Below are 17,576 nucleotides of genomic sequence, written 5' to 3'. Positions count from 1 at the left end.
CGGAATGCTGCCGACTGTAGGCAGGCGGGCGGCGCGCGCGAACCAAGAAATCCTGCTTTGCTTTGCAGCGCGCTTGACTCTGGTCCAGGTGCAGGGTTTCCAATGGCAGCATGGACACACCGATTGCATCCACGCCCGCTCCGTCGAATTGCGGCAGCCACTGCTGCGGCGCTGCAGAGCCACCGCCCACGCCGACGCCGCCTGCGCGTGCAGGGGCGGTGGGCTTTCACATCCCCAGCATGGACTGCGCTGTAGAGGAGGGCGAGATCCGCCGCGCGCTGGCGCCCATCGCCGGCATCGAGGGCCTGCGTTTCGACCTGGCCCAGCGCACGCTGAGCCTGGCCGCTGCGCCGCCCGTGCTGGAGGCGGCCCTCGCTGCCATCCGCAACATGGGTTTCGATCCGCAGCCGCTGGCGGGCGCCGCCGCGGCACCGACCCCGCACGGGCATCATGGGCATGCCGGCGAGGGCCTGCCGCGCCTGTTGGCATCGCTGCTGTGTGCGCTGGCCGCCGAGGCCCTGACCTTCATTCCCGCCGCCGCGGGCCCGGGCTCGCAAATCTTGCAATTGGCCGAAATGGGCCTGGCCGCCGCGGCCATCGCCCTGGCCGGCTTCGATACCTACAAGAAGGGCTTCTATGCCCTGCGCGCCGGGCGCCTGAACATCAATGCGCTGATGGCGGTGGCGGTGACCGGCGCCTTTCTGATCGGCCAATGGCCCGAGGCCGCGATGGTGATGGCGCTCTACGCCATTGCCGAGCTGATCGAGGCGCGCGCCGTCGACCGCGCGCGCAATGCCATCAAGAGCTTGCTGGCGATGGCGCCGGAAGACGCTGAGGTACGCCAGGCCGATGGCTCTTGGGCTCGGCAGCTCACCGCCTCGGTGGCGGTCGGGGCAAGGGTGCGGATTCGACCCGGCGAGCGCATCCCGCTCGACGGCGTGATCTTGACGGGCACCAGCGCCATCGACCAGGCGCCGGTCACCGGTGAGAGCCTGCCGGTCGACAAAGGGCCCGGGGACGAGGTCTACGCCGGCACCATCAACCAGGCGGCGGCGCTTGAATTCCGTGTCACGGCAGCCGCCTCGGACAGCACCCTGGCCCGCATCATCCATGCGGTCGAGGAGGCGCAGGCGAGCCGCGCGCCCACGCAGCGCTTCGTCGACCGCTTTGCCGCCATCTACACCCCGGCCGTGTTTGCGCTGGCGCTGGCGGTGGCCCTGCTGACGCCCTGGTTGATGGGCTATGGTTGGCTGCAGGCGCTCTACAAGGCGCTGGTGCTGCTGGTGATCGCCTGCCCCTGCGCGCTGGTGATCTCGACCCCGGTCACCTTGGTGAGCGGCCTGGCCGCGGCGGCGCGGCGCGGCATTCTCATCAAGGGCGGGGTCTACCTGGAACAGGCGCGCCTGCTCAAGGTGGTGGCGCTGGACAAGACCGGCACCGTCACCCAGGGCCAGTCGGTGCTGGTGGAGTTCGCGCCGGTGGCCGCGGGCGCCGACCGCGCACAACTGGCGCGCCTGGCGCTGGCGCTGGCGAGCCGCTCCGACCATCCGGTCTCGCTGGCGATTGCGCGCGGCCTGGCGGCCGAGTGCGCGCAGCCGGCCGCGGTGCATGACTTTGCGGCCGCGGCCGGGCGCGGCGTGCAGGGGGCGGTCGATGGCCTGCCGCTGGTGCTGGCCAACCACCGCTGGATCGAGGAGCGTGGCCAATGCTCGGCCGCGCTCGAGGCCGGCCTGGCCCTGCACGAGCGGGCCGGCCGCACCGTCGCGATGCTGGCCGACGCGGGCGGTGTGCTGGCGATCTGCGCGGTGGCCGACACCATCAAGCCATCGTCGCGCCAGGCGGTGGCCGAGCTCAAGGCCCTGGGCATCACGCCGGTGATGCTGACCGGCGACAACCTCACCACCGCACAGGTCATCGCGGGCCAGGCCGGCATCACCGAGCTGCGCGCCGATCTGCTGCCCGAGCACAAGCTCGCCGCCATCCGCGAGCTGCAGCAGCGCTTCGGGCCCACCGCCATGGTGGGCGACGGCATCAACGATGCGCCCGCGCTGGCGCAGTCGGACATCGGCTTCGCGATGGGCGCCGCCGGCACGCACACGGCCATGGAGGCCGCCGACGTGGTGGTGATGAACGACGAGCTGGGCCGCCTGCCGGAGACCGTGCGCCTCTCGCGCCGCACCCGCGGCGTGCTGCTGCAGAACATCGCCCTGGCCCTGGGCATCAAGACGGCCTTCCTGCTGGCCGCGCTGTTCGGCAGCGCCACCATGTGGATGGCGGTGTTCGCCGACATGGGCGCCAGCCTGCTGGTGGTGTTCAACGGCCTGCGCCTGCTGCGCGGGAAGTAGCGGCGCCCCTCGCCATACTGCCTACACTGCCGGCACCATGCGCATCCCCTCATTCCGTCCCCAGCCCGGTGTCGCGGCCGCCCTGGGCGCGGCCATCCTGTTCGGCGCCGGCACGCCGCTGGCCAAGCCGCTGCTGGGCGCCATCAGCCCCTGGCTGCTGGCCGCCTTGCTCTACCTGGGCTCGGGCCTGGGGCTATGGCTGGTCCGGCTGCTGCGGCGCGCACCGGCGGTGCAGTTGCCGCGCGCCGAGCGCCTCTGGCTGCTGGGCGCCATCGTCGCCGGCGGGGTGGTGGGGCCGGTGCTGCTGATGCTGGGCCTGGCCCGGCTGCCGGCCGCCAGCGTGGCCCTGCTGCTGAATGCCGAGGGTGTGCTGACGGCGCTGCTGGCCTGGTTCGCCTTCAGGGAGAACGTCGACCGCCGCATCGCGCTGGGCATGCTGGCGATCGTGGCCGGCAGCCTGCTGCTGGCCTGGCCCGGCGGCGACGCGGCCCGGCCCGGCGCCTGGTGGCCGGCGCTGGCGATCGCCGGCGCCTGCCTGGCCTGGGCGCTGGACAACAACCTCACGCGCAAGGTCTCGCTCAGCGATGCCGGCTTCATCGCCATGAGCAAGGGCCTGGTGGCGGGTGGCACCAACCTGCTGCTGGCCCTGCTGCTGGGCGCGGCATGGCCGGGCCCGGGGACGGTGCTGGCGGCCGGCCTGCTGGGCTTTGCGAGCTATGGCGCCAGCCTGGTGCTGTTCGTGATCGCGCTGCGCCATCTGGGCACCGCGCGCACGGGCGCCTACTTCTCGGTGGCCCCCTTCATCGGCGCGCTGCTGGCCATCGCGCTGCTGGGCGAGCCGGTGAGCTGGCAGCTGCTGCTGGCCGGAGCGCTGATGGCGCTGGGCGTGGCCCTGCACCTGACGGAGCGGCATGAGCACGAGCATGAGCACGAGGCGTTGGAGCATGCCCACAGCCATGTGCATGGCCGTGGCGACCCGCATCACGAGCATACGCACGAGCCGCCGGTGCCGGCGGGCACGCGCCACAGCCATGCGCACCGGCACGAGCCGCTGCGCCACAGCCACGCCCATTACCCGGACGCGCACCACCGCCACGAGCATTGAGGCGGCCGCGCGGCGTGCGGCTCAGAGCGCCTCGATGCGCGGATAGAAGTCGTGGTTCTCGCGCTGCATGCGCTCGTAGACCATGCGCAGCACCTGGTTGGCGTCGCGGCGGAAGCCCTCGGCATCGGCCTGCAGCTTGTTGGCCTGGTTCCAGCGCCGCGAGAAGCCCTCGTAGGCCTTGGCGATGGCGCCCATCTCCTGCTGGTAGCGCTGGCCCATGCGTGCCAGTTCGGCATCGCGCTCGCGTTGCAGCGCCGGATAGAGCGCCTGGTCTTCCACCGCCAGATGCAGCTTGATGGTCGAGCTCATCGCGACGATGTGCTCGGCGATGTCGCCGGCGTGCTGTGCCACGCCGGCCCGCGCCAGCCGGCGCAGCGCGTCGATGCTGCCCAGGATGCTGGCGTGCTGGTGCTTGAATTTATCGATGTTCATGATGGGATTGCGGTAGGGATGGGATGGCTGCGCCTCAGCGCTGCAGTTGGGCGCGCTTGTCTTCGGCATCGCGCCAGGCCTCGGCGTCCGGCAGCGCTGGCTTGGTCTTGGTGATGGGTTTCCACAGCCGCGCCAGCTCGGCATTCAGCGGGATGAAGTCGCGCTGACCGGCGGGCACGTCCTCCTCGGCATGGATGGCCGCCACCGGGCATTCCGGCACGCAGACCGCGCAGTCGATGCATTCATCGGGGTCGATGACGAGGAAGTTGGGGCCTTCGCGAAAGGCATCGACCGGACAGACGTCCACGCAGTCGGTGTACTTGCAGCTGATGCAGGCCTGGGTGACGACGAAGGTCATGGCATGGCTCCGGGAACGGGATTTCTATAAGAAGTATTTTTGATGCATCTTAAAGATCCGCGCGCCTTAAAGCAATAAACTGCATACATCTTTAGGGACATCGATGCGGCTGGCCGAATACACCGACTACACCTTGCGCGTGCTGATGTACTGCGCGGCGCGCCCGCAGCAACTCGTCACCATCGGCGAGCTGGCGGAGCGCCATGGCGTCTCCAAGAACCATTTGATGAAGATCGTCAACGACCTGGCGCGCCAGGGCGTGCTGGAGACCACGCGCGGCCGTGGCGGCGGGCTGCGCCTGCTGGCCGACCCGGCCACCTTGCGCGTGGGCGATGTGGTGCGCGCCGCCGAGACCGACTTCAGGCTGGTGGAATGCTTCGATGCCGAAGTCAACGAATGCCTGCTGAGCCCGGCCTGCCGCCTCAAGCATCTGTTCGACAGCGCGTTGCGCGCCTTTCTCAAGGAGCTCGACGGCGCGACCCTGGCCGATCTGGCCGCGCCCGCCGCGGCGCTGCCCAAGCCGGGCGCGCCCCGGCACCCCCAGCCCCCCCAACCCATCACCCTGCGGCGGCGCAAGCCGCCCTCGGCCTGAGCCCCAGGCCTCGCATTTCGACCTCAACCCTCAGGAGTCATCATGGCCCATCAACACCTGTCCCCCGACGCCATCTATCCCTTCGACGCCCGCGGCGTGGCCAAGCGCTTCCGGCATGCCGCCATCTTCGGCGCGCTGGATGCACTGCAGCCCGGCGAGACCATGCGCTTCGCCAACGACCACGACCCGCTGCCGCTGCTGGCGCAGATCGCGCAGCGCTATGGCAGCCGCGTCAGCGTGGCCTACCAGCAGCGCGCGCCGGGCGCCATCGTGATCGATTTCAGCGTTTCTTGAGGAGGTGCCACAGATGACGCCGCACACAAGGTTTCCGCCCGTTGCGCTGGCGCTGGCCCTGATGGCCGGCGTGTCGGCCGCCCCGGCGCTGGCCCAGCCGGCCGCGCACAGCCATGAGTCGGCGACCGCGCCGCACAAGCTGAGCCTGGACCAGGGCCGCAAATGGGCCACCGATGCGCCGCTGCGCGAAGGCATGTCACGCATCCGCGGCCTGGTGGCGGCGCAGCTCGCCGCCGCCCATGCCGGCAAGCTGGACGAGGCGGGCTACCGCGAGCTGGCCACGCAGGTCGAGGCCCAGGTGGGCGCCATCGTGGCCCAGTGCAAGCTCGCGCCGCGCGCCGACGCGATGCTGCATCTGGTGATCGCCGAGCTCGGCGAGGGCAGCGATGCGATGGCCGGCAAGGCTGGCAAGCTGCACCCCGAGCAGGGCCTGCTCAAGACCGCCCAGGCCGTGAACGCCTACGGCAGCCACTTCGCCCACCCCGGCTTCAAGCCCCTGCACCTCGGCCATTAGGGCCGCGCCGGCGCGGCTCAGACCGCGAACGACCATTCGCTGAAGCCGGCGTGCCGGGCGCGCTGCTCGCGCGCCGCGCGCGCCCTGGCGGCCTCCACCCAGCGCTTGGCGAGCGGGAAGGGGCCGAAGCCCGACTCGGCATTGATATGCCCCACCGGGCCCAGGTTGCTGAAGCTGCTGCCCCAGCGCCCGGCCCAGCGCTGCGCGTTGGCGGCGCTCATCCAGGGGTCGTTCTGGCTCGCGATCAGGGTGCTGGGAATGGCCAGGCGGCGTTGCGGCAGCAGGTCGGCGATGCCGAACTTGTTGGGCTCGGCCGGCGCCACCAGCAGCGCCTGGCGGATCGGCGAATCGGGCTGCTCCAGCAGATGGCGCGCCAGCGCCAGGCAGCCGAAGCTGTGCGCCACCGCGATCCATTCGCCCGGGCCGGCCTGCTCCAGCGTGCGCTGGATGCGCTCGGCCCAGCGCGGCAGATCGGGCGTGGCGTAGTCGCGCTGCTGCACGCGCCGCGCGTCGCGGTACTGCGCCTGCAGCCAGCTTTGCCAATGCGCGCGGCCGCTGTCATGCAGGCCGGGAATGATCAGCAGGCGTGGGGTCTGGTAGGCCATGCTGCAGCCCTCACAGCGTGGCCAGCGCCACCTCGGTGGACTTGACCAGGGCCACCACGGCCCGGCCCGGTGCCAGCTGCAGCTCCTTCAGCGAGCGGGTGGTGATGACCGAGGTGACGACCAGGCCCGAGGGCGTCAGCACGTCCACCTCCGAGACCACCGGTCCCTCGATGATTTCCTGCACGATGCCGCGGAACTGGTTGCGGACGTTGATGGCGGTGATGCTCATGGCGCGGGCCTCCTTGACGATGGAGCGAAGCTTAGGAGCGCCCGCGCCGGCGCGGAAGGAAGCGATTGGCAGCTGCACATGCGCCGCGCGCATATGGCCCTGCCGAGGCCCGCGGGCAGGCGCGCCGGGCCGGCTTGGCGGAATCCCCCTTCCCAAGCCCCGCCCGCTGTGCCTACATTCGCAGCACCCGCCACCACGAGCACGCCCATGACCCTGCATCGCCAACAGACCGTCACCCTGGCCGCCATCCTGGCACTCACCCTGGCGGCCTGCGCCCATGCGCCGGGCGAGGGCGAGGGCGGCGCGGCCAGCGCCACGCTGCAGCGCACCGCCAACGGCGTCGCGCACATCAGCGCGCCCGATGCCGAGACCCTGGCCTATGGCATGGCCTATGCCTATGCCCAGGACAACGTCTGCATGACCGCCAACCAGCTGGTGACGGTGCGCGGCGAACGTGCGCGTTATTTCGGCGCCGCCACGCCGGGCCTGCTGGCGCGGCGCATGCTGCCCAACGAGCAGATCGATTTCTTCATCGCCGCGCACATGGACGATGCCGCGCTGGCGCGCCACTGGCAGGGTGCCGGCGCCGAGACCCAGGCGCTGGCGCGCGGCGCGGTGGCGGGCTACAACCGCTACCTGGCCGACCACGCCGGCCGCCTGCCGGCGGCCTGCCAGGGCCAGCCCTGGGTGCAGCCGATGACGCTGGCCGACTACCGCCGCCAGGCCGAGCTCACCGCGGTGCAGGCCGCCACCGCCGCCCTGGCCGATGCCCTGCTGGCCGCCAAGCCGCCCGCGCCGGCCCAGGCCGCCGCGCCGCCGGCGCTGGACCTGGCCGATGCTGGCGCGGCGCTGCGCGAGCTGGGCCTGCTGGATGCGCCGCTGGGCTCGAATGCCTGGGCCTTCGGCAAGGAGGTCACCGCCGACGGCCGCGGCCTGCTGCTGGGCAACCCGCACTTCCCCTGGGCCGGCGTGAACCGCTTCTGGCAGGCCCACCTCACCATCCCCGGCGAGCTGGACGTGATGGGGGTGGCGATCGGCAACTTCCCGGCCGTCACGATAGGCTTCAACAAGGACGTGGCCTGGTCGCACACGGTCTCGACCGGCAAGCGCTTCACCCTGCACGAGCTGAGCCTGGTGCCCGGCGAGCCGACGCGCTACCTGCTCGACGGCCAGCCGGTGGCGATGACGCAGCGCGAGCTGCAGATCCAGGTGCGCGCCGCGGACGGCAGCCTGCAGACGCGCAAGCAAAGCGTCTGGTCGACGCGCTGGGGCCCGGTGCTGGTGCTGCCGCGCGCCGGCCTGCTGTGGACCGCCAAGACCGCCTACGCGCTCAAGGATGCCAACCTGGGCAATGTGCGCGGCACCGAGGCGGCGATGGGCTTCGGCCGCGCGCGCAGCGTGCAGGACATCCAGCAGGCGCTGAAGAACCTGGGCACGCCCTGGGTCAACACCCTGGCGGTGGACCGCCATGGCCAGGCCCTCTATGCCGACGCCAGCGTGGTGCCGGACGTGGACGCGGCCCAGCTGCAGCGCTGCGCGCCCGGCAAGGCCGCGGCCGCGCTGCTGCCGGCCGCCGGCCTGGTGGTGCTGGACGGCTCGCGCAGCGACTGCGACTGGCAGCGCGATCCGGCCTCGCCCCAGCCCGGCCTGATGCCGGTGGCGCGCATGCCCATGGCGGTGCGCAGCGACTGGGTGCACAACAGCAACGACAGCTTCTTCTACACCCACCCGCAGCAGCGCTGGAGCGGCATCTCGCCGCTGGTGGGCGATGCCAGCCTGACGCGTGCGCGCACCCGTGCCGGCCTGAGCGAGATCCCCGCGCTGCTGGCGCGCGGCAAGCTCACCGCGCAAGCGGTGCAGGGCCAGCTGTTCGAGAACCGCAACTTCATGGCCGGCGTGGTGCTGCCCGATCTGCTGGCCGCCTGCGCCGGCCAGCCGCCCGCCAGTGCCGAGGCGCGCGACGGCTGCGCGGCCCTGCAGGGCTGGGACCGCCGCAGCGATCTGGGCTCGCGCGGCGCCCATCTGTTCCGCGAGTTCTGGCGCAACGCGCGCGCCATCCCCGGCGTGCATCGCCTGCCCTTCGACCCCGCCCAGCCGGTGGCCACGCCCGCGGGCCTGAGGCTGGACGATGCCGCCGTGGCCGCCAAGCTGTGGGAGGCGCTGGCCCAGGCGGTGAAGGCGGTGCGCGGCGCCGGCTTTGCGCTGGACGCGCCGCTGGCCCAGGTGCAGCGGCCGCTCATCACCGATGCCGCCATCGGCCTGCATGGCGGCGAGGACTACGAAGGCGTGCTGAACAACCTGGGCAACCAGTTCGCGCCCGGCATCGGCGCCCAGGGCCTGCGCATCGACTATGGCTCCAGCTATATCCAGACCGTGGGCTTCGACGCGCGCGGCCCGGTGGCGCAGGCCATCCTCACCTACGGGCAGTCCACCGATCCGGCCTCGCCCCATGCCTTCGACCAGTTGCGCCTGTTCGAGGCCAAGCAATGGCCCAGCCTGCCCTTCCACGCCGAGGACGTGGCCAAGGCACGCGTGGGCGAGGTGCTGCGGCTGAGCCGGCCTTGAGCGGCCGCTGAGCCATGGCCGGCGCGCTATGCTCGGCGCATGCTCATCAAGGCGCGCGCAATCGCTCTGGCCCTGCTGGCTGGCCTGGCCCCGGCCGCGCAGGCCGAGCAGCGCATCACCTGGCTGATGCCCGAGTTCGCGCTGGCCGAGAGCAACGCGGCCAAGTTGCCGGCGCGCAGGGGCATGGCCGAGCCCATGCTGGACGAGCTGAAAAAGCATTGGCCCGAGCCGGCCGAGCATGTCGCCGTGCTGGCCAACGTCAAGCGCAGCTGGCTGATGATCGAGGCCGGTGAGCCGGCCTGCCATCTGGTCTCGCTGCGCACGCCCGAGCGCGAGGCCCGGGCCTTCTTCTACATCACCCATCTGGTGCCGCCCGCGCAGCTGGTGGCCCTGCCCGAGGTGATGGCTCGCCTGCCCCGCAATGCGCAGGGCGAGGTCGGGCTGAATCAGGTATTGCAGTCGGCGCAGCTGCAGGGGGTCTTGATCGATGGACGCAGCTATGGCGCGGCGCTGGACGCGCAATTGGCGCAGCGCCCGCCACCGTCGGTAGCCCTGTATGCGCCGGTGCAGTTCGGCACCAAGCTGCTGCAGATGGTGGCCCTGGGGCGCGGCGACTACACCATCGAGTACGACTTTGTGCTGGCCGCGCAGCGCGAGCAATTGCCGCTGCTGCAGAAGCTGGAGACGGCGCCTATCCAGGGGGCCAGCGAGATGCTGATGTCGGGCGTGGCCTGTCCGCGCAATGACTGGGGCCGGGCGGTGATCGCCAAGGTGGAGCGCATCCTGGGTCGCCGTGAGGCGCTGACGCAGACGCAGCGGAGTTTCGAGGCCTGGATGACGCCGCAGGCGCGTCGCTTTTACGGTGCCCGCATGGATGCCTTTTTGGCCGAGCGCCTGCGCAACGCGCCGCACTGACCAAGGCTCAGGCCTCCAGCGCGGCGCGCACCGTCTCCTCGTTCAGCTCGGCCACGCATTCCTGCAAAAAGCGGTAGGCATAGCCGCGCAGGTAATGGCCGCGCTTGAGCGCCAGGCGGGTGGTGTTGGCGGGGAAGAGCTGCGAGGCATCGAGCAGGGTGAGGCCCTGGTCGCGCTGCGGCTCGAAGGCCATGCTGGCGATGATGCCCACGCCCAGGCCCACCTGCACATAGGTCTTGATGACGTCGGCATCCAGCGCCGACATCACGATGTCGGGCGCCAGGCCGGCCTTGGCAAAGGCGGCATCGATGCGCGCGCGGCCCGTGTAACCCTCGTGGTAGGTGATGAGTGGCTGCTCGGCCAGGGCCTCCAGCGTCAGCGGCGCCTGGGTCAAGGCATGACCCTCGGGCAGCACCACGCTGTGGTGCCAGCCGTAGAAGGGGAAGGTGACGAAGCCGGGGTCCTGGTCGAGCGCCTCGGTGGCGATGCCGATATCGGCCTCGCCGGATTGCAGCAGCGAGACGATCTCGGCCGGGTTGGCCTGCAGCAGCACCAGGTGCACCTTGGGAAAGGCGGCCTTGAAGCGCGCCACCACCTGGGGCAGGGCGTAGCGCGCCTGGGTGTGGGTGGTGGCCACGGTGAGCTGGCCGGCCTCGGCATCGGCGAACTGGTCGGCCAGGCGCTTGATGTTCTTGGCGTCCAGCAGCATGCGCTCGACGATGATGGCGAGCTCCTTGCCCGGCGCGGTGAGCCCCAGCAGGCGCTTGCCGCGGCGCACGAACAGCTCCACGCCGAGCTCGTCCTCCAGGTCCTTGATGTGCTTGCTGACCCCGCTCTGCGAGGTGAACAGCGCCGCCGCCACCTCGGTGAGGTTGAAGTTCTGCTGGACCGCCTCGCGGATGATGCGCAGTTGCTGGAAGTTCATGCTGCTTCAAACAGGGAAAGGCGCGAGGCGTTGAGGTGCACGCGCTGGCCGCTCTGCAGATTCAGGGCCAGGGCCTGCTCGCGGCTCAGCTCGGCCTCCAGGTGCTGGCCGTTGGGGCCGGTGAGCTCCACGCGCGCGGCGGCGCCGAAGCTCAGCACGCGCTCCACCGTGGCGGCCAGGCCCTGGGCGTCGGCGGCGGTGAGGATGGTCAGCTCGTGCGGGCGCGCATAGGCTTGCACATGGCCGGCGCCCGATGTCGGCGAGCCATGCGGCAGGCGGTGTTCGCCGATATGGATCACGCCGCGCTCGGCCTGGCCCTCGAAGCGGTTCACCGCGCCCAGGAAGCCGTAGACGAAGGGCGTGGCGGGCTTTTCGTAGACCTCCTGCGGCGTGCCCACCTGCTCGACCTTGCCATGGTCCATCAGCACCACGCGGTCGGCCACTTCGAGCGCTTCCTCCTGGTCGTGGGTGACGAAGATGCTGGTGATGTGCAGGTCGTCGTGCAGGCGGCGCAGCCAGCGGCGCAGCTCCTTGCGCACCTTGGCGTCGAGCGCACCGAAGGGCTCGTCCAGCAGCAGCACGCGCGGCTCCACCGCCAGCGCGCGCGCCAGGGCGATGCGCTGGCGCTGGCCGCCGCTGAGCTGGGGCGGGTAGCGGTCGGCCAGCCAGTCCAGCTGCACCAGGCTCAGCAGCTCGTGCACCTTCTTCCTGATCTCGCTCTCGCTGGGGCGCTGCTTGCGTGGCTTCACGCGCAGGCCGAAGGCGACGTTGTCGAACACCGTCATGTGGCGGAACAGCGCGTAATGCTGGAACACGAAGCCCACCTGGCGCTCGCGCACATGGGTGTCGCTGGCGTCCTCACCCTCCAGCAAGACCTGACCCCGGTCGGCCGTCTCCAGGCCGGCGATGATGCGCAAGAGCGTGGTCTTGCCGCAGCCCGAGGGGCCCAGCAGGGCCACCAGCTCGCCGGTGGGGAAGTCGAGGCTCACGTCGCCCAGCGCGGTGAAGGCGCCGAAGGACTTGTGGATGTTTCTGACCTGAATACTCATGGCGTTGCTTCTTTCAGGGTGCGGTGGGCGTTCCACTCGACGAACTGTTTGAGAACGAGGGTCACCAGGGCCAGCAGGGCCAGCAGCGAGGCCACCGCGAAGGCGGCGGCGAACTGGTACTCGTTGTAGAGGATCTCCACATGCAGGGGCAGGGTGTTGGTCTGGCCGCGGATATGGCCCGAGACCACCGAGACCGCGCCGAACTCGCCCATGGCGCGCGCATTGCACAGGATCACGCCATAGAGCAGGCCCCACTTCACGTTGGGCAGGGTCACCAGCCAGAAGGTCTTCCAGCCGCTGGCGCCCAGCACGGTGGCGGCCTCTTCTTCGTCGCGGCCCTGGGCCTGCATCAGCGGGATCAGCTCGCGCGCCACGAAGGGGAAGGTCACGAACACGGTGGCCAGCACGATGCCGGGCACGGCGAAGATGATCTTCAGGTCATGCGCCTGCAGCCAGGGGCCGAACCAGCCCTGGGCGCCGAACAGCAGCACATAGACCAGGCCCGCCACCACCGGCGAGACCGAGAAGGGCAGGTCGATCAGGGTGATGAGCAGCTGCTTGCCGCGGAAGTCGTGCTTGGCAATCGCCCAGGCCGCGCTCACGCCGAACACCAGGTTCAGCGGCACCGAGACCAGGGCGGCGATCAGGGTCAGCTTGATGGCCGAGACCGCATCGGCCTCCACCAGCGAGGCGAAGTAGAGCTCCCAGCCCTTGCGCAGCGCCTCGTGGAACACCGCCACCAGGGGCATGACGAGGAAGAGCGCGAAGAAGGCCAGGCCCAGGGTCAGCAGGGTGAAGCGCACCCAGGGCGCCTCGCGCGTGGCGGGGTTGCGCTGGTAGCGGCCGCCGCTGCCGGCTTGCGGCACGCCCAGGGAGAAGGTAGATGCGGCGCCGCTCATTTGCGCGCCCCTTCGCCATTGCGGCGCGAACTCCAGGCCTGCAGGCCGTTGATGAGCAGCAGCAGCGCGAAGCTGAACACCAGCATCACCGCGGCAATCGCGGTGGCGCCCACGTAGTCGTATTGCTCCAGCTTGGAGATGATCATCAGCGGCGTGATCTCGCTCACCATCGGCAGGTTGCCGGCGATGAAGATCACCGAGCCGTATTCGCCCACCGCGCGCGCAAAGGCCAGCGCAAAACCGGTCAGCAGGGCCGGCGTGAGGGTGGGCAGCACCACCAGGCGGAAGGTCTGCCAGCGGTGCGCACCCAGCGAGGCCGCGGCCTCTTCCAGCTCGGTCTCCATGTCCTCCAGCACCGGCTGCACGGTGCGCACGATGAAGGGCAGGCCGATGAAGATCAGCGCCACCAGGATGCCCAGCGGCGTGAACGCCACCTTCACGCCCCAGGGCTCCAGCAGCCGGCCCAGCCAGCCATTGCCGGCATAGAGCGCGGTGAGGGCGATGCCGGCCACCGCGGTGGGCAGGGCGAAGGGCAGGTCGATGAGGGCGTCGACGATCTTCTTGCCGGGGAACTCATAGCGCACCAGGCTCCAGGCCAGAATCAGCCCGAACAGCAGGTTGATGAAGGCGGCCAGCAGCGAGGCGCCGAAGCTGAGCTTGTAGGAGGCGATCACGCGTGGCGCCGTGGCCGCGGCCCAGAAGGCGTCCAGGCCATGGCCGGCCGATTTGATGAACACCGCCGAGAGCGGGATCAGCACCAGCAGCGAGAGATAGAACAGCGTGAAGCCCATGGTGGGCCCGAAACCGGGCAGCACACGGCGCGGCCTGCGGGTCTTGATGGGAGCGCCCAGGGGCGCGTCCAGTACGGCGGAACTCATGGTGGAGGCTCAGCGCTTGATGGCCGCTTGAATCTGGTCGTAGGTGCCGCCATCGGCAAAGTGCACCTTGTTGACCTTGGCCCAGCCGCCCAGCAGCTGGTCGACGCCGAACAGCTTGATGTCGGCGAAGCGCTGGGCATGGCGCTTGAAGACCGCGGCGTCGCGCGGGCGGAAGTTGTTGCGGGCGATCAGCTCCTGGGCCTCGGGCGTGTAGAGAAAGTCCAGATAGGCCTTGGCCACGGCGGCCGTGCCCTTCTTGGCCACCACCTTGTCGACGATGGCCACCGGGGCCTCGGCGTCGATCGACACGCTCGGGTTCACCACCTCGAACAAGCCCTTGCCGAACTCGTTCTCGATCAGCTCGGCCTCGCTCTCGAAGGTCAGCAGCACGTCGCCGATGCTGCGCTGCGTGAAGGTGGTGGTGGCGCCGCGGCCGCCGCCGTCCAGCACCGGCACGTTGGCGAAGATCTTGCCCACCAGCTCCTTGGCCTGCGCCTCGCTGCCGCCCTTGGCGATCACGCTGCCCCAGGCCGCCAGATAGCTGTAGCGGCCATTGCCGGTGACCTTGGGGTTGGGGATGATCACGCCCACGCCGGGCCTGGCCAGATCGGCCCAGTCCTTGATGCCCTTGGGGTTGCCCTTGCGCACCAGGAACAGGATGGTGGAGCTGTAGGGCGCGGCGTTGTTGGGAAAGCGCGATCGCCAGTCGGCCGTGGTGTAGCCCTTCTCGGCCAGGGCGTCGACATCGGTGGCCTGGTTCATGGTCACCACATCGGCCTCCAGGCCGCCTATCACCGCCCCGATCTGCTTGCTGGAGCCGCCATGCGACTGGTTGAGCGTCAGGGCCTGGCCGGTCTTGGCCTTCCAGGCGGCGGCAAAGGCCGGATTGACCTGCTTGTAGAGCTCGCGCGAGACGTCGTAGGAGACGTTCAACAAGGCATTGCTACCATCGCTGGCCCAAGCGTGCGTGTAGGGCGCGGCGGCCAGGGCCGCGAGCAGCGACAGCAGGGTGGTACGGCGGTTCGAGCGCAGGGACATGATGGCTACGGGCAAGCTGTCGAGATTGACGATGCTTCGCAGCTTGCCTAGCTCCGCTTATTCACGGAACGACAGTTTTGGTATTTGCTTATCCGGAATAAGCAAATACGTGTTTCGGCAAAGAAGAGTCCCCAAGGCAGGCGGCCGCTCCGGCCGGACCGGGCCGCCTGCCGCCTTCCCCGCCTTCCATCTGACCGCCCGACTGTCTGCCTAGCCGGCCTGCAAGGGCCCGGCGGCCTTGTAGCTCGTGAGCACGATGCCGGACGGGAATGCCTGGGTGGCGAGCAGTTCGAGCTTGCGCGCCGGGCTTCCCTCCGCCATGAGGCGCTTGCCCCGGCCCAGCAGCACCGGGTAGACGGCCAGCAGGACTTCGTCCGCCAGCCCATGCTCGAGCAGCGTCGAGCTCAGCGAGGCACTGCCCGAGACGATCAGGTCCGGGCCGCCTTGGGCCTTGATGCGGCGCACACCATCCACGATGTCCGGCCCCAGGGCCTCGAACGGGCCCCAGGCCAGGCTTTCCGGGCGATGGGTGGCGACGAATTTGGTGGCCGCGTTGAGGCCGTCGGCCATCGGACTGCTCGGCGCCTGGGGCCAGAAGCCCGACCAGATGTCGTAGGTGCGCCGGCCCAGCAGCAAATCGAAACGCTGGCCATAGGCCGCCAGCATCGCATCCCGGCCCGCCGGGGAGCGGTAGGGCGCGGTCCAGTCGCTGTAGGGGAAACCGTCGCCGTCATCCGCGGAATGCTGGATCACGCTGTCCAGCGAGATGTGTTCGATGATCTTGAGCTTGCGCATGGAGGTCTCCGAGGGATGGTTTGGAGTGGCTGCGGCGGGCGTGATCGACGCTTTGGCTTTGCGATGCGGGGCTAAGCGGCACTTGCGGCCGGACCCTTGGGGACGAGATAGCGCAACTCGGCGAACCCCGTGCCGATCTGCCTGACCGAATCAAGCCGTAGCGGCGGGCTGGTAAGGCGACGCGGGAACAGCGGCTTGCCTTGGCCCAGGGTGACTGACCCGATCTGAACGATGACTTCATCCAGCAGGCCGGCGTCGTGGAACTGGCCAGCGAGATCTCCGCCGCCAACGATCCAAATATTCTTGTCTCCGGCAGCCGCGCGCATGGCCGAATGCACCGGCCTGACGTTGCCTCGCACGAAGTGCAGCGTCGCCCCCGGGATCGAGGGCAGGGTTCGGCTTGAGAAGACCCATGTGGGCTGGGTGTACGGCCAGGCGGAACCGGTCTCGGCGGCGACCGTCTGCGCGTGCCGCAGCATCCATTCGTATGTTGCGGAGCCCATCGCCAATGCGCCGACCTCGGCGATGAAGGCCGGATAGCTCGTCTCGTTGATGTCACCGAGCGGGAAGAGCCAATCTAGCGAGTCATCTTCGGTTGCGATGAAGCCGTCGAGGCTCGATGCCGTATAGAACTGAGTTTTCATAGGATCGTGAATGAGCTAGGTGCCGACCGACGTTTGAATGCAGAGGGCCAGCCGCCCCACGCGTGCAGCCCGGTTCCTCATGACCGCGGATCGAATCCGAAGACGCGCAACTCCTGATCGCAACGGCAGGCCTTTGCAATGCGCGCGGCCCACGCCACGGCTTGCTCGCGCGACAGCAGTTCAAGCACGGTGAACCCGCCGTCCAGCGTCGGCGCCCAGGGGTAGCCGCCCGCGGCCACCCTGCCATCCGCCGCGACGAGCGCCGGTGGCACGGCCTCGTCTATCCCGCCGGCGAAGACGTAGACACCGGCGGCCTTGGCCTCGTCAATCACGGCGCGCGCGGCGCGGCCAACCGCTTCCAACTCGCCTTCCGGAACGACCATGGCCTTGCTGGGGAAGGAGATGAGGTACTTGGCCATATCGCTCCATTCTCAAGGATTGGGTGTCACCGCAAGGGCGCGTGTAGGGGCTGAGGTTGAAGCTGTGCTGAACTACGAGCGGCGGCCCACCATTTGCCCTAGCGCGAGGAATCGAAATCGCTATGGCGCAGGCTGTGCGCTCATGTGCAGCAAGCCCCACCCATGTCCGTCCAGGTCCAGGAAGCTGTGCGTGTACATGAACCCGAAGTCCTCCGGCTTGTCGTAGGTCGTGCCGCCCGCAGCAAGCGCCTTCGAGACCAGCTCATCCACCCGTTCGCGACTGTCGCAGCTGAGCGAGATCAGTACCTCGACGGCCTGGCTGGTGTCGCAAACGGCCTTGGGTGTGAACTCGCGAAACTTTGCATGCGTGCCCAACATGACAGACAGCGTGTCGTTGATGACCATGCATGCTGCCGTGTCGTCGCTGAACTGCGGGTTGTGGGCAAAGCCAAGCGCCTTGAAGAACGCGACGGATCGCTGGAGGTCGGCGACAGGGAGGGTCAGGAAAACTTGGTTGATCATGCCAATCTCCTTTGAGTCGGCTCGGGCGATTGGCTAGGCCTCGGGCTCATGGCAAACCGCCTCGATGTTGTGCCCGTCAGGGCCCGTGACGAAGGCCGCGTAGTAGTTTGCGTGGTATTGCGGGCGAAGACCAGGCGCACCATTGTCTTTGCCTCCTGCCTCAAGAGCGGCGCGGTAGAAATCTTGGACCTGCTTGCGATTCTCGGCAGTGAAGGCCAAATGGAGATGCGTTGCCTTTTCCTCCACTCGGCGAATGCACAAAGAGGATTGACTATTCGGGCGGCAAAGCTCGACGCCGAGCGGTCCCTCCGAGACAACAGCTACACCCAGCGGTTCGAGCGCCTTGATGAAGAAATCCCGAGCTGCCGCGTAGTCGCTGACGCCAAATACGACGTGATCAAACATGAGTCTCTCGAAGTTGTGGTCTTCACGAGGCCGGGCGATTGCGTTGAG

Annotated in this window: 21 protein-coding genes; 7 read left to right on the top strand and 14 right to left on the bottom strand. The window is 69.3% G+C overall.

From position 1 onward, the window contains the following. Nucleotides 1–110: 110 nt before the first annotated feature. On the top strand, nt 111–2,345 hold the full coding sequence (locus PFX98_RS00630; protein WP_425334647.1) for a heavy metal translocating P-type ATPase: 2,235 nt from the start codon (nt 111–113) through the stop codon (nt 2,343–2,345). A 37-nt stretch (nt 2,346–2,382) separates the two neighbouring features. Beyond that, nucleotides 2,383–3,450: a DMT family transporter gene (locus PFX98_RS00625; RefSeq protein ID WP_285233235.1), complete on the top strand. Its 1,068-nt coding sequence runs from the start codon at nt 2,383–2,385 to the stop codon at nt 3,448–3,450. Nucleotides 3,451–3,471: 21 nt separating this feature from the next. Here the strand turns inward: PFX98_RS00625 and PFX98_RS00620 are convergent, their stop codons facing one another. Together PFX98_RS00620 and fdxA are read right to left on the bottom strand one after the other, a co-directional pair. After that, nucleotides 3,472–3,882 (bottom strand): hemerythrin domain-containing protein, encoded by a 411-nt coding sequence (locus tag PFX98_RS00620; protein WP_285233234.1) that lies wholly within the window; start codon nt 3,880–3,882, stop codon nt 3,472–3,474. 34 nt (nt 3,883–3,916) lie between these two features. Continuing rightward, the gene (fdxA, locus tag PFX98_RS00615; protein WP_285233233.1) at nt 3,917–4,240 is read right to left on the bottom strand and encodes a ferredoxin FdxA; all 324 of its coding nucleotides are present in this window, start codon (nt 4,238–4,240) and stop codon (nt 3,917–3,919) included. Nucleotides 4,241–4,343: 103 nt separating this feature from the next. Here fdxA and PFX98_RS00610 point away from each other — a divergent pair, with 103 nt between their 5' ends. The 3 genes from PFX98_RS00610 to PFX98_RS00600 are packed head-to-tail and all read left to right on the top strand — an operon-like array spanning nt 4,344 to nt 5,640. Continuing rightward, nucleotides 4,344–4,832 carry an Rrf2 family transcriptional regulator gene (locus tag PFX98_RS00610; protein WP_285233232.1) on the top strand — a complete coding sequence of 163 codons (489 nt, stop codon included), beginning with the start codon at nt 4,344–4,346 and terminating at the stop codon, nt 4,830–4,832. Nucleotides 4,833–4,874: 42 nt separating this feature from the next. Further along, nucleotides 4,875–5,126, top strand: coding sequence for a DUF2249 domain-containing protein (locus PFX98_RS00605; RefSeq protein WP_285233231.1), 252 nt, complete (start codon nt 4,875–4,877; stop codon nt 5,124–5,126). A 13-nt stretch (nt 5,127–5,139) separates the two neighbouring features. Continuing rightward, nucleotides 5,140–5,640, top strand: coding sequence for a hypothetical protein (locus PFX98_RS00600; RefSeq protein ID WP_285233229.1), 501 nt, complete (start codon nt 5,140–5,142; stop codon nt 5,638–5,640). A gap of 17 nt (nt 5,641–5,657) precedes the next feature. Here the strand turns inward: PFX98_RS00600 and PFX98_RS00595 are convergent, their stop codons facing one another. After that, a complete protein-coding gene (locus tag PFX98_RS00595; RefSeq protein WP_285233227.1) occupies nt 5,658–6,245 on the bottom strand; it encodes an RBBP9/YdeN family alpha/beta hydrolase in 588 nt (195 codons plus the stop codon). Nucleotides 6,246–6,255: 10 nt separating this feature from the next. Next, on the bottom strand, nt 6,256–6,474 hold the full coding sequence (locus PFX98_RS00590) for a TOBE domain-containing protein (protein ID WP_285233225.1): 219 nt from the start codon (nt 6,472–6,474) through the stop codon (nt 6,256–6,258). A gap of 207 nt (nt 6,475–6,681) precedes the next feature. Between PFX98_RS00590 and PFX98_RS00585 the strand changes: the two genes are divergently transcribed. Together PFX98_RS00585 and PFX98_RS00580 are read left to right on the top strand one after the other, a co-directional pair. After that, nucleotides 6,682–9,039 (top strand): penicillin acylase family protein, encoded by a 2,358-nt coding sequence (locus PFX98_RS00585; protein ID WP_285233224.1) that lies wholly within the window; start codon nt 6,682–6,684, stop codon nt 9,037–9,039. A gap of 39 nt (nt 9,040–9,078) precedes the next feature. Beyond that, entirely contained in the window at nt 9,079–9,954 is an 876-nt protein-coding gene (locus PFX98_RS00580; protein ID WP_285233223.1) for a hypothetical protein, read from the top strand. A gap of 7 nt (nt 9,955–9,961) precedes the next feature. Here the strand turns inward: PFX98_RS00580 and PFX98_RS00575 are convergent, their stop codons facing one another. The 10 genes from PFX98_RS00575 to PFX98_RS00530 form a co-directional block, all read right to left on the bottom strand. Next, a complete protein-coding gene (locus PFX98_RS00575; protein ID WP_285233222.1) occupies nt 9,962–10,879 on the bottom strand; it encodes a CysB family HTH-type transcriptional regulator in 918 nt (305 codons plus the stop codon). Next, a complete protein-coding gene (locus PFX98_RS00570; protein ID WP_285233221.1) occupies nt 10,876–11,928 on the bottom strand; it encodes a sulfate/molybdate ABC transporter ATP-binding protein in 1,053 nt (350 codons plus the stop codon). The genes PFX98_RS00575 and PFX98_RS00570 overlap by 4 nt, the downstream gene beginning before the upstream one ends. Continuing rightward, entirely contained in the window at nt 11,925–12,827 is a 903-nt protein-coding gene (gene cysW, locus PFX98_RS00565) for a sulfate ABC transporter permease subunit CysW (RefSeq protein ID WP_285233220.1), read from the bottom strand. Before cysW ends, PFX98_RS00570 begins: the two co-directional genes overlap by 4 nt. Further along, nucleotides 12,824–13,705 carry a sulfate ABC transporter permease subunit CysT gene (cysT, locus tag PFX98_RS00560; RefSeq protein WP_285233219.1) on the bottom strand — a complete coding sequence of 294 codons (882 nt, stop codon included), beginning with the start codon at nt 13,703–13,705 and terminating at the stop codon, nt 12,824–12,826. The genes cysW and cysT overlap by 4 nt, the downstream gene beginning before the upstream one ends. Nucleotides 13,706–13,714: 9 nt before the next feature. Then, the gene (locus PFX98_RS00555; RefSeq protein WP_285233218.1) at nt 13,715–14,743 is read right to left on the bottom strand and encodes a sulfate ABC transporter substrate-binding protein; all 1,029 of its coding nucleotides are present in this window, start codon (nt 14,741–14,743) and stop codon (nt 13,715–13,717) included. Between the two features lie 210 nt (nt 14,744–14,953). Further along, on the bottom strand, nt 14,954–15,538 hold the full coding sequence (locus tag PFX98_RS00550) for a dihydrofolate reductase family protein (RefSeq protein ID WP_285233217.1): 585 nt from the start codon (nt 15,536–15,538) through the stop codon (nt 14,954–14,956). A 71-nt stretch (nt 15,539–15,609) separates the two neighbouring features. Then, on the bottom strand, nt 15,610–16,182 hold the full coding sequence (locus PFX98_RS00545) for a dihydrofolate reductase family protein (protein WP_285233216.1): 573 nt from the start codon (nt 16,180–16,182) through the stop codon (nt 15,610–15,612). A 77-nt stretch (nt 16,183–16,259) separates the two neighbouring features. Then, entirely contained in the window at nt 16,260–16,601 is a 342-nt protein-coding gene (locus PFX98_RS00540) for a YciI family protein (protein ID WP_285233215.1), read from the bottom strand. A 120-nt stretch (nt 16,602–16,721) separates the two neighbouring features. Beyond that, nucleotides 16,722–17,123 (bottom strand): VOC family protein, encoded by a 402-nt coding sequence (locus tag PFX98_RS00535; RefSeq protein ID WP_285233214.1) that lies wholly within the window; start codon nt 17,121–17,123, stop codon nt 16,722–16,724. A gap of 33 nt (nt 17,124–17,156) precedes the next feature. Beyond that, on the bottom strand, nt 17,157–17,528 hold the full coding sequence (locus PFX98_RS00530; RefSeq protein ID WP_285233213.1) for a VOC family protein: 372 nt from the start codon (nt 17,526–17,528) through the stop codon (nt 17,157–17,159). Nucleotides 17,529–17,576: the final 48 nt, after the last annotated feature.

This window comes from Paucibacter sediminis, from assembly GCF_030254645.1.
Lineage (GTDB): Bacteria > Pseudomonadota > Gammaproteobacteria > Burkholderiales > Burkholderiaceae_C > Paucibacter_B > Paucibacter_B sediminis.
The sequence above is the reverse complement of the archived record's forward strand: the minus strand, read 5'-3'. Positions and strand labels throughout refer to the sequence as shown.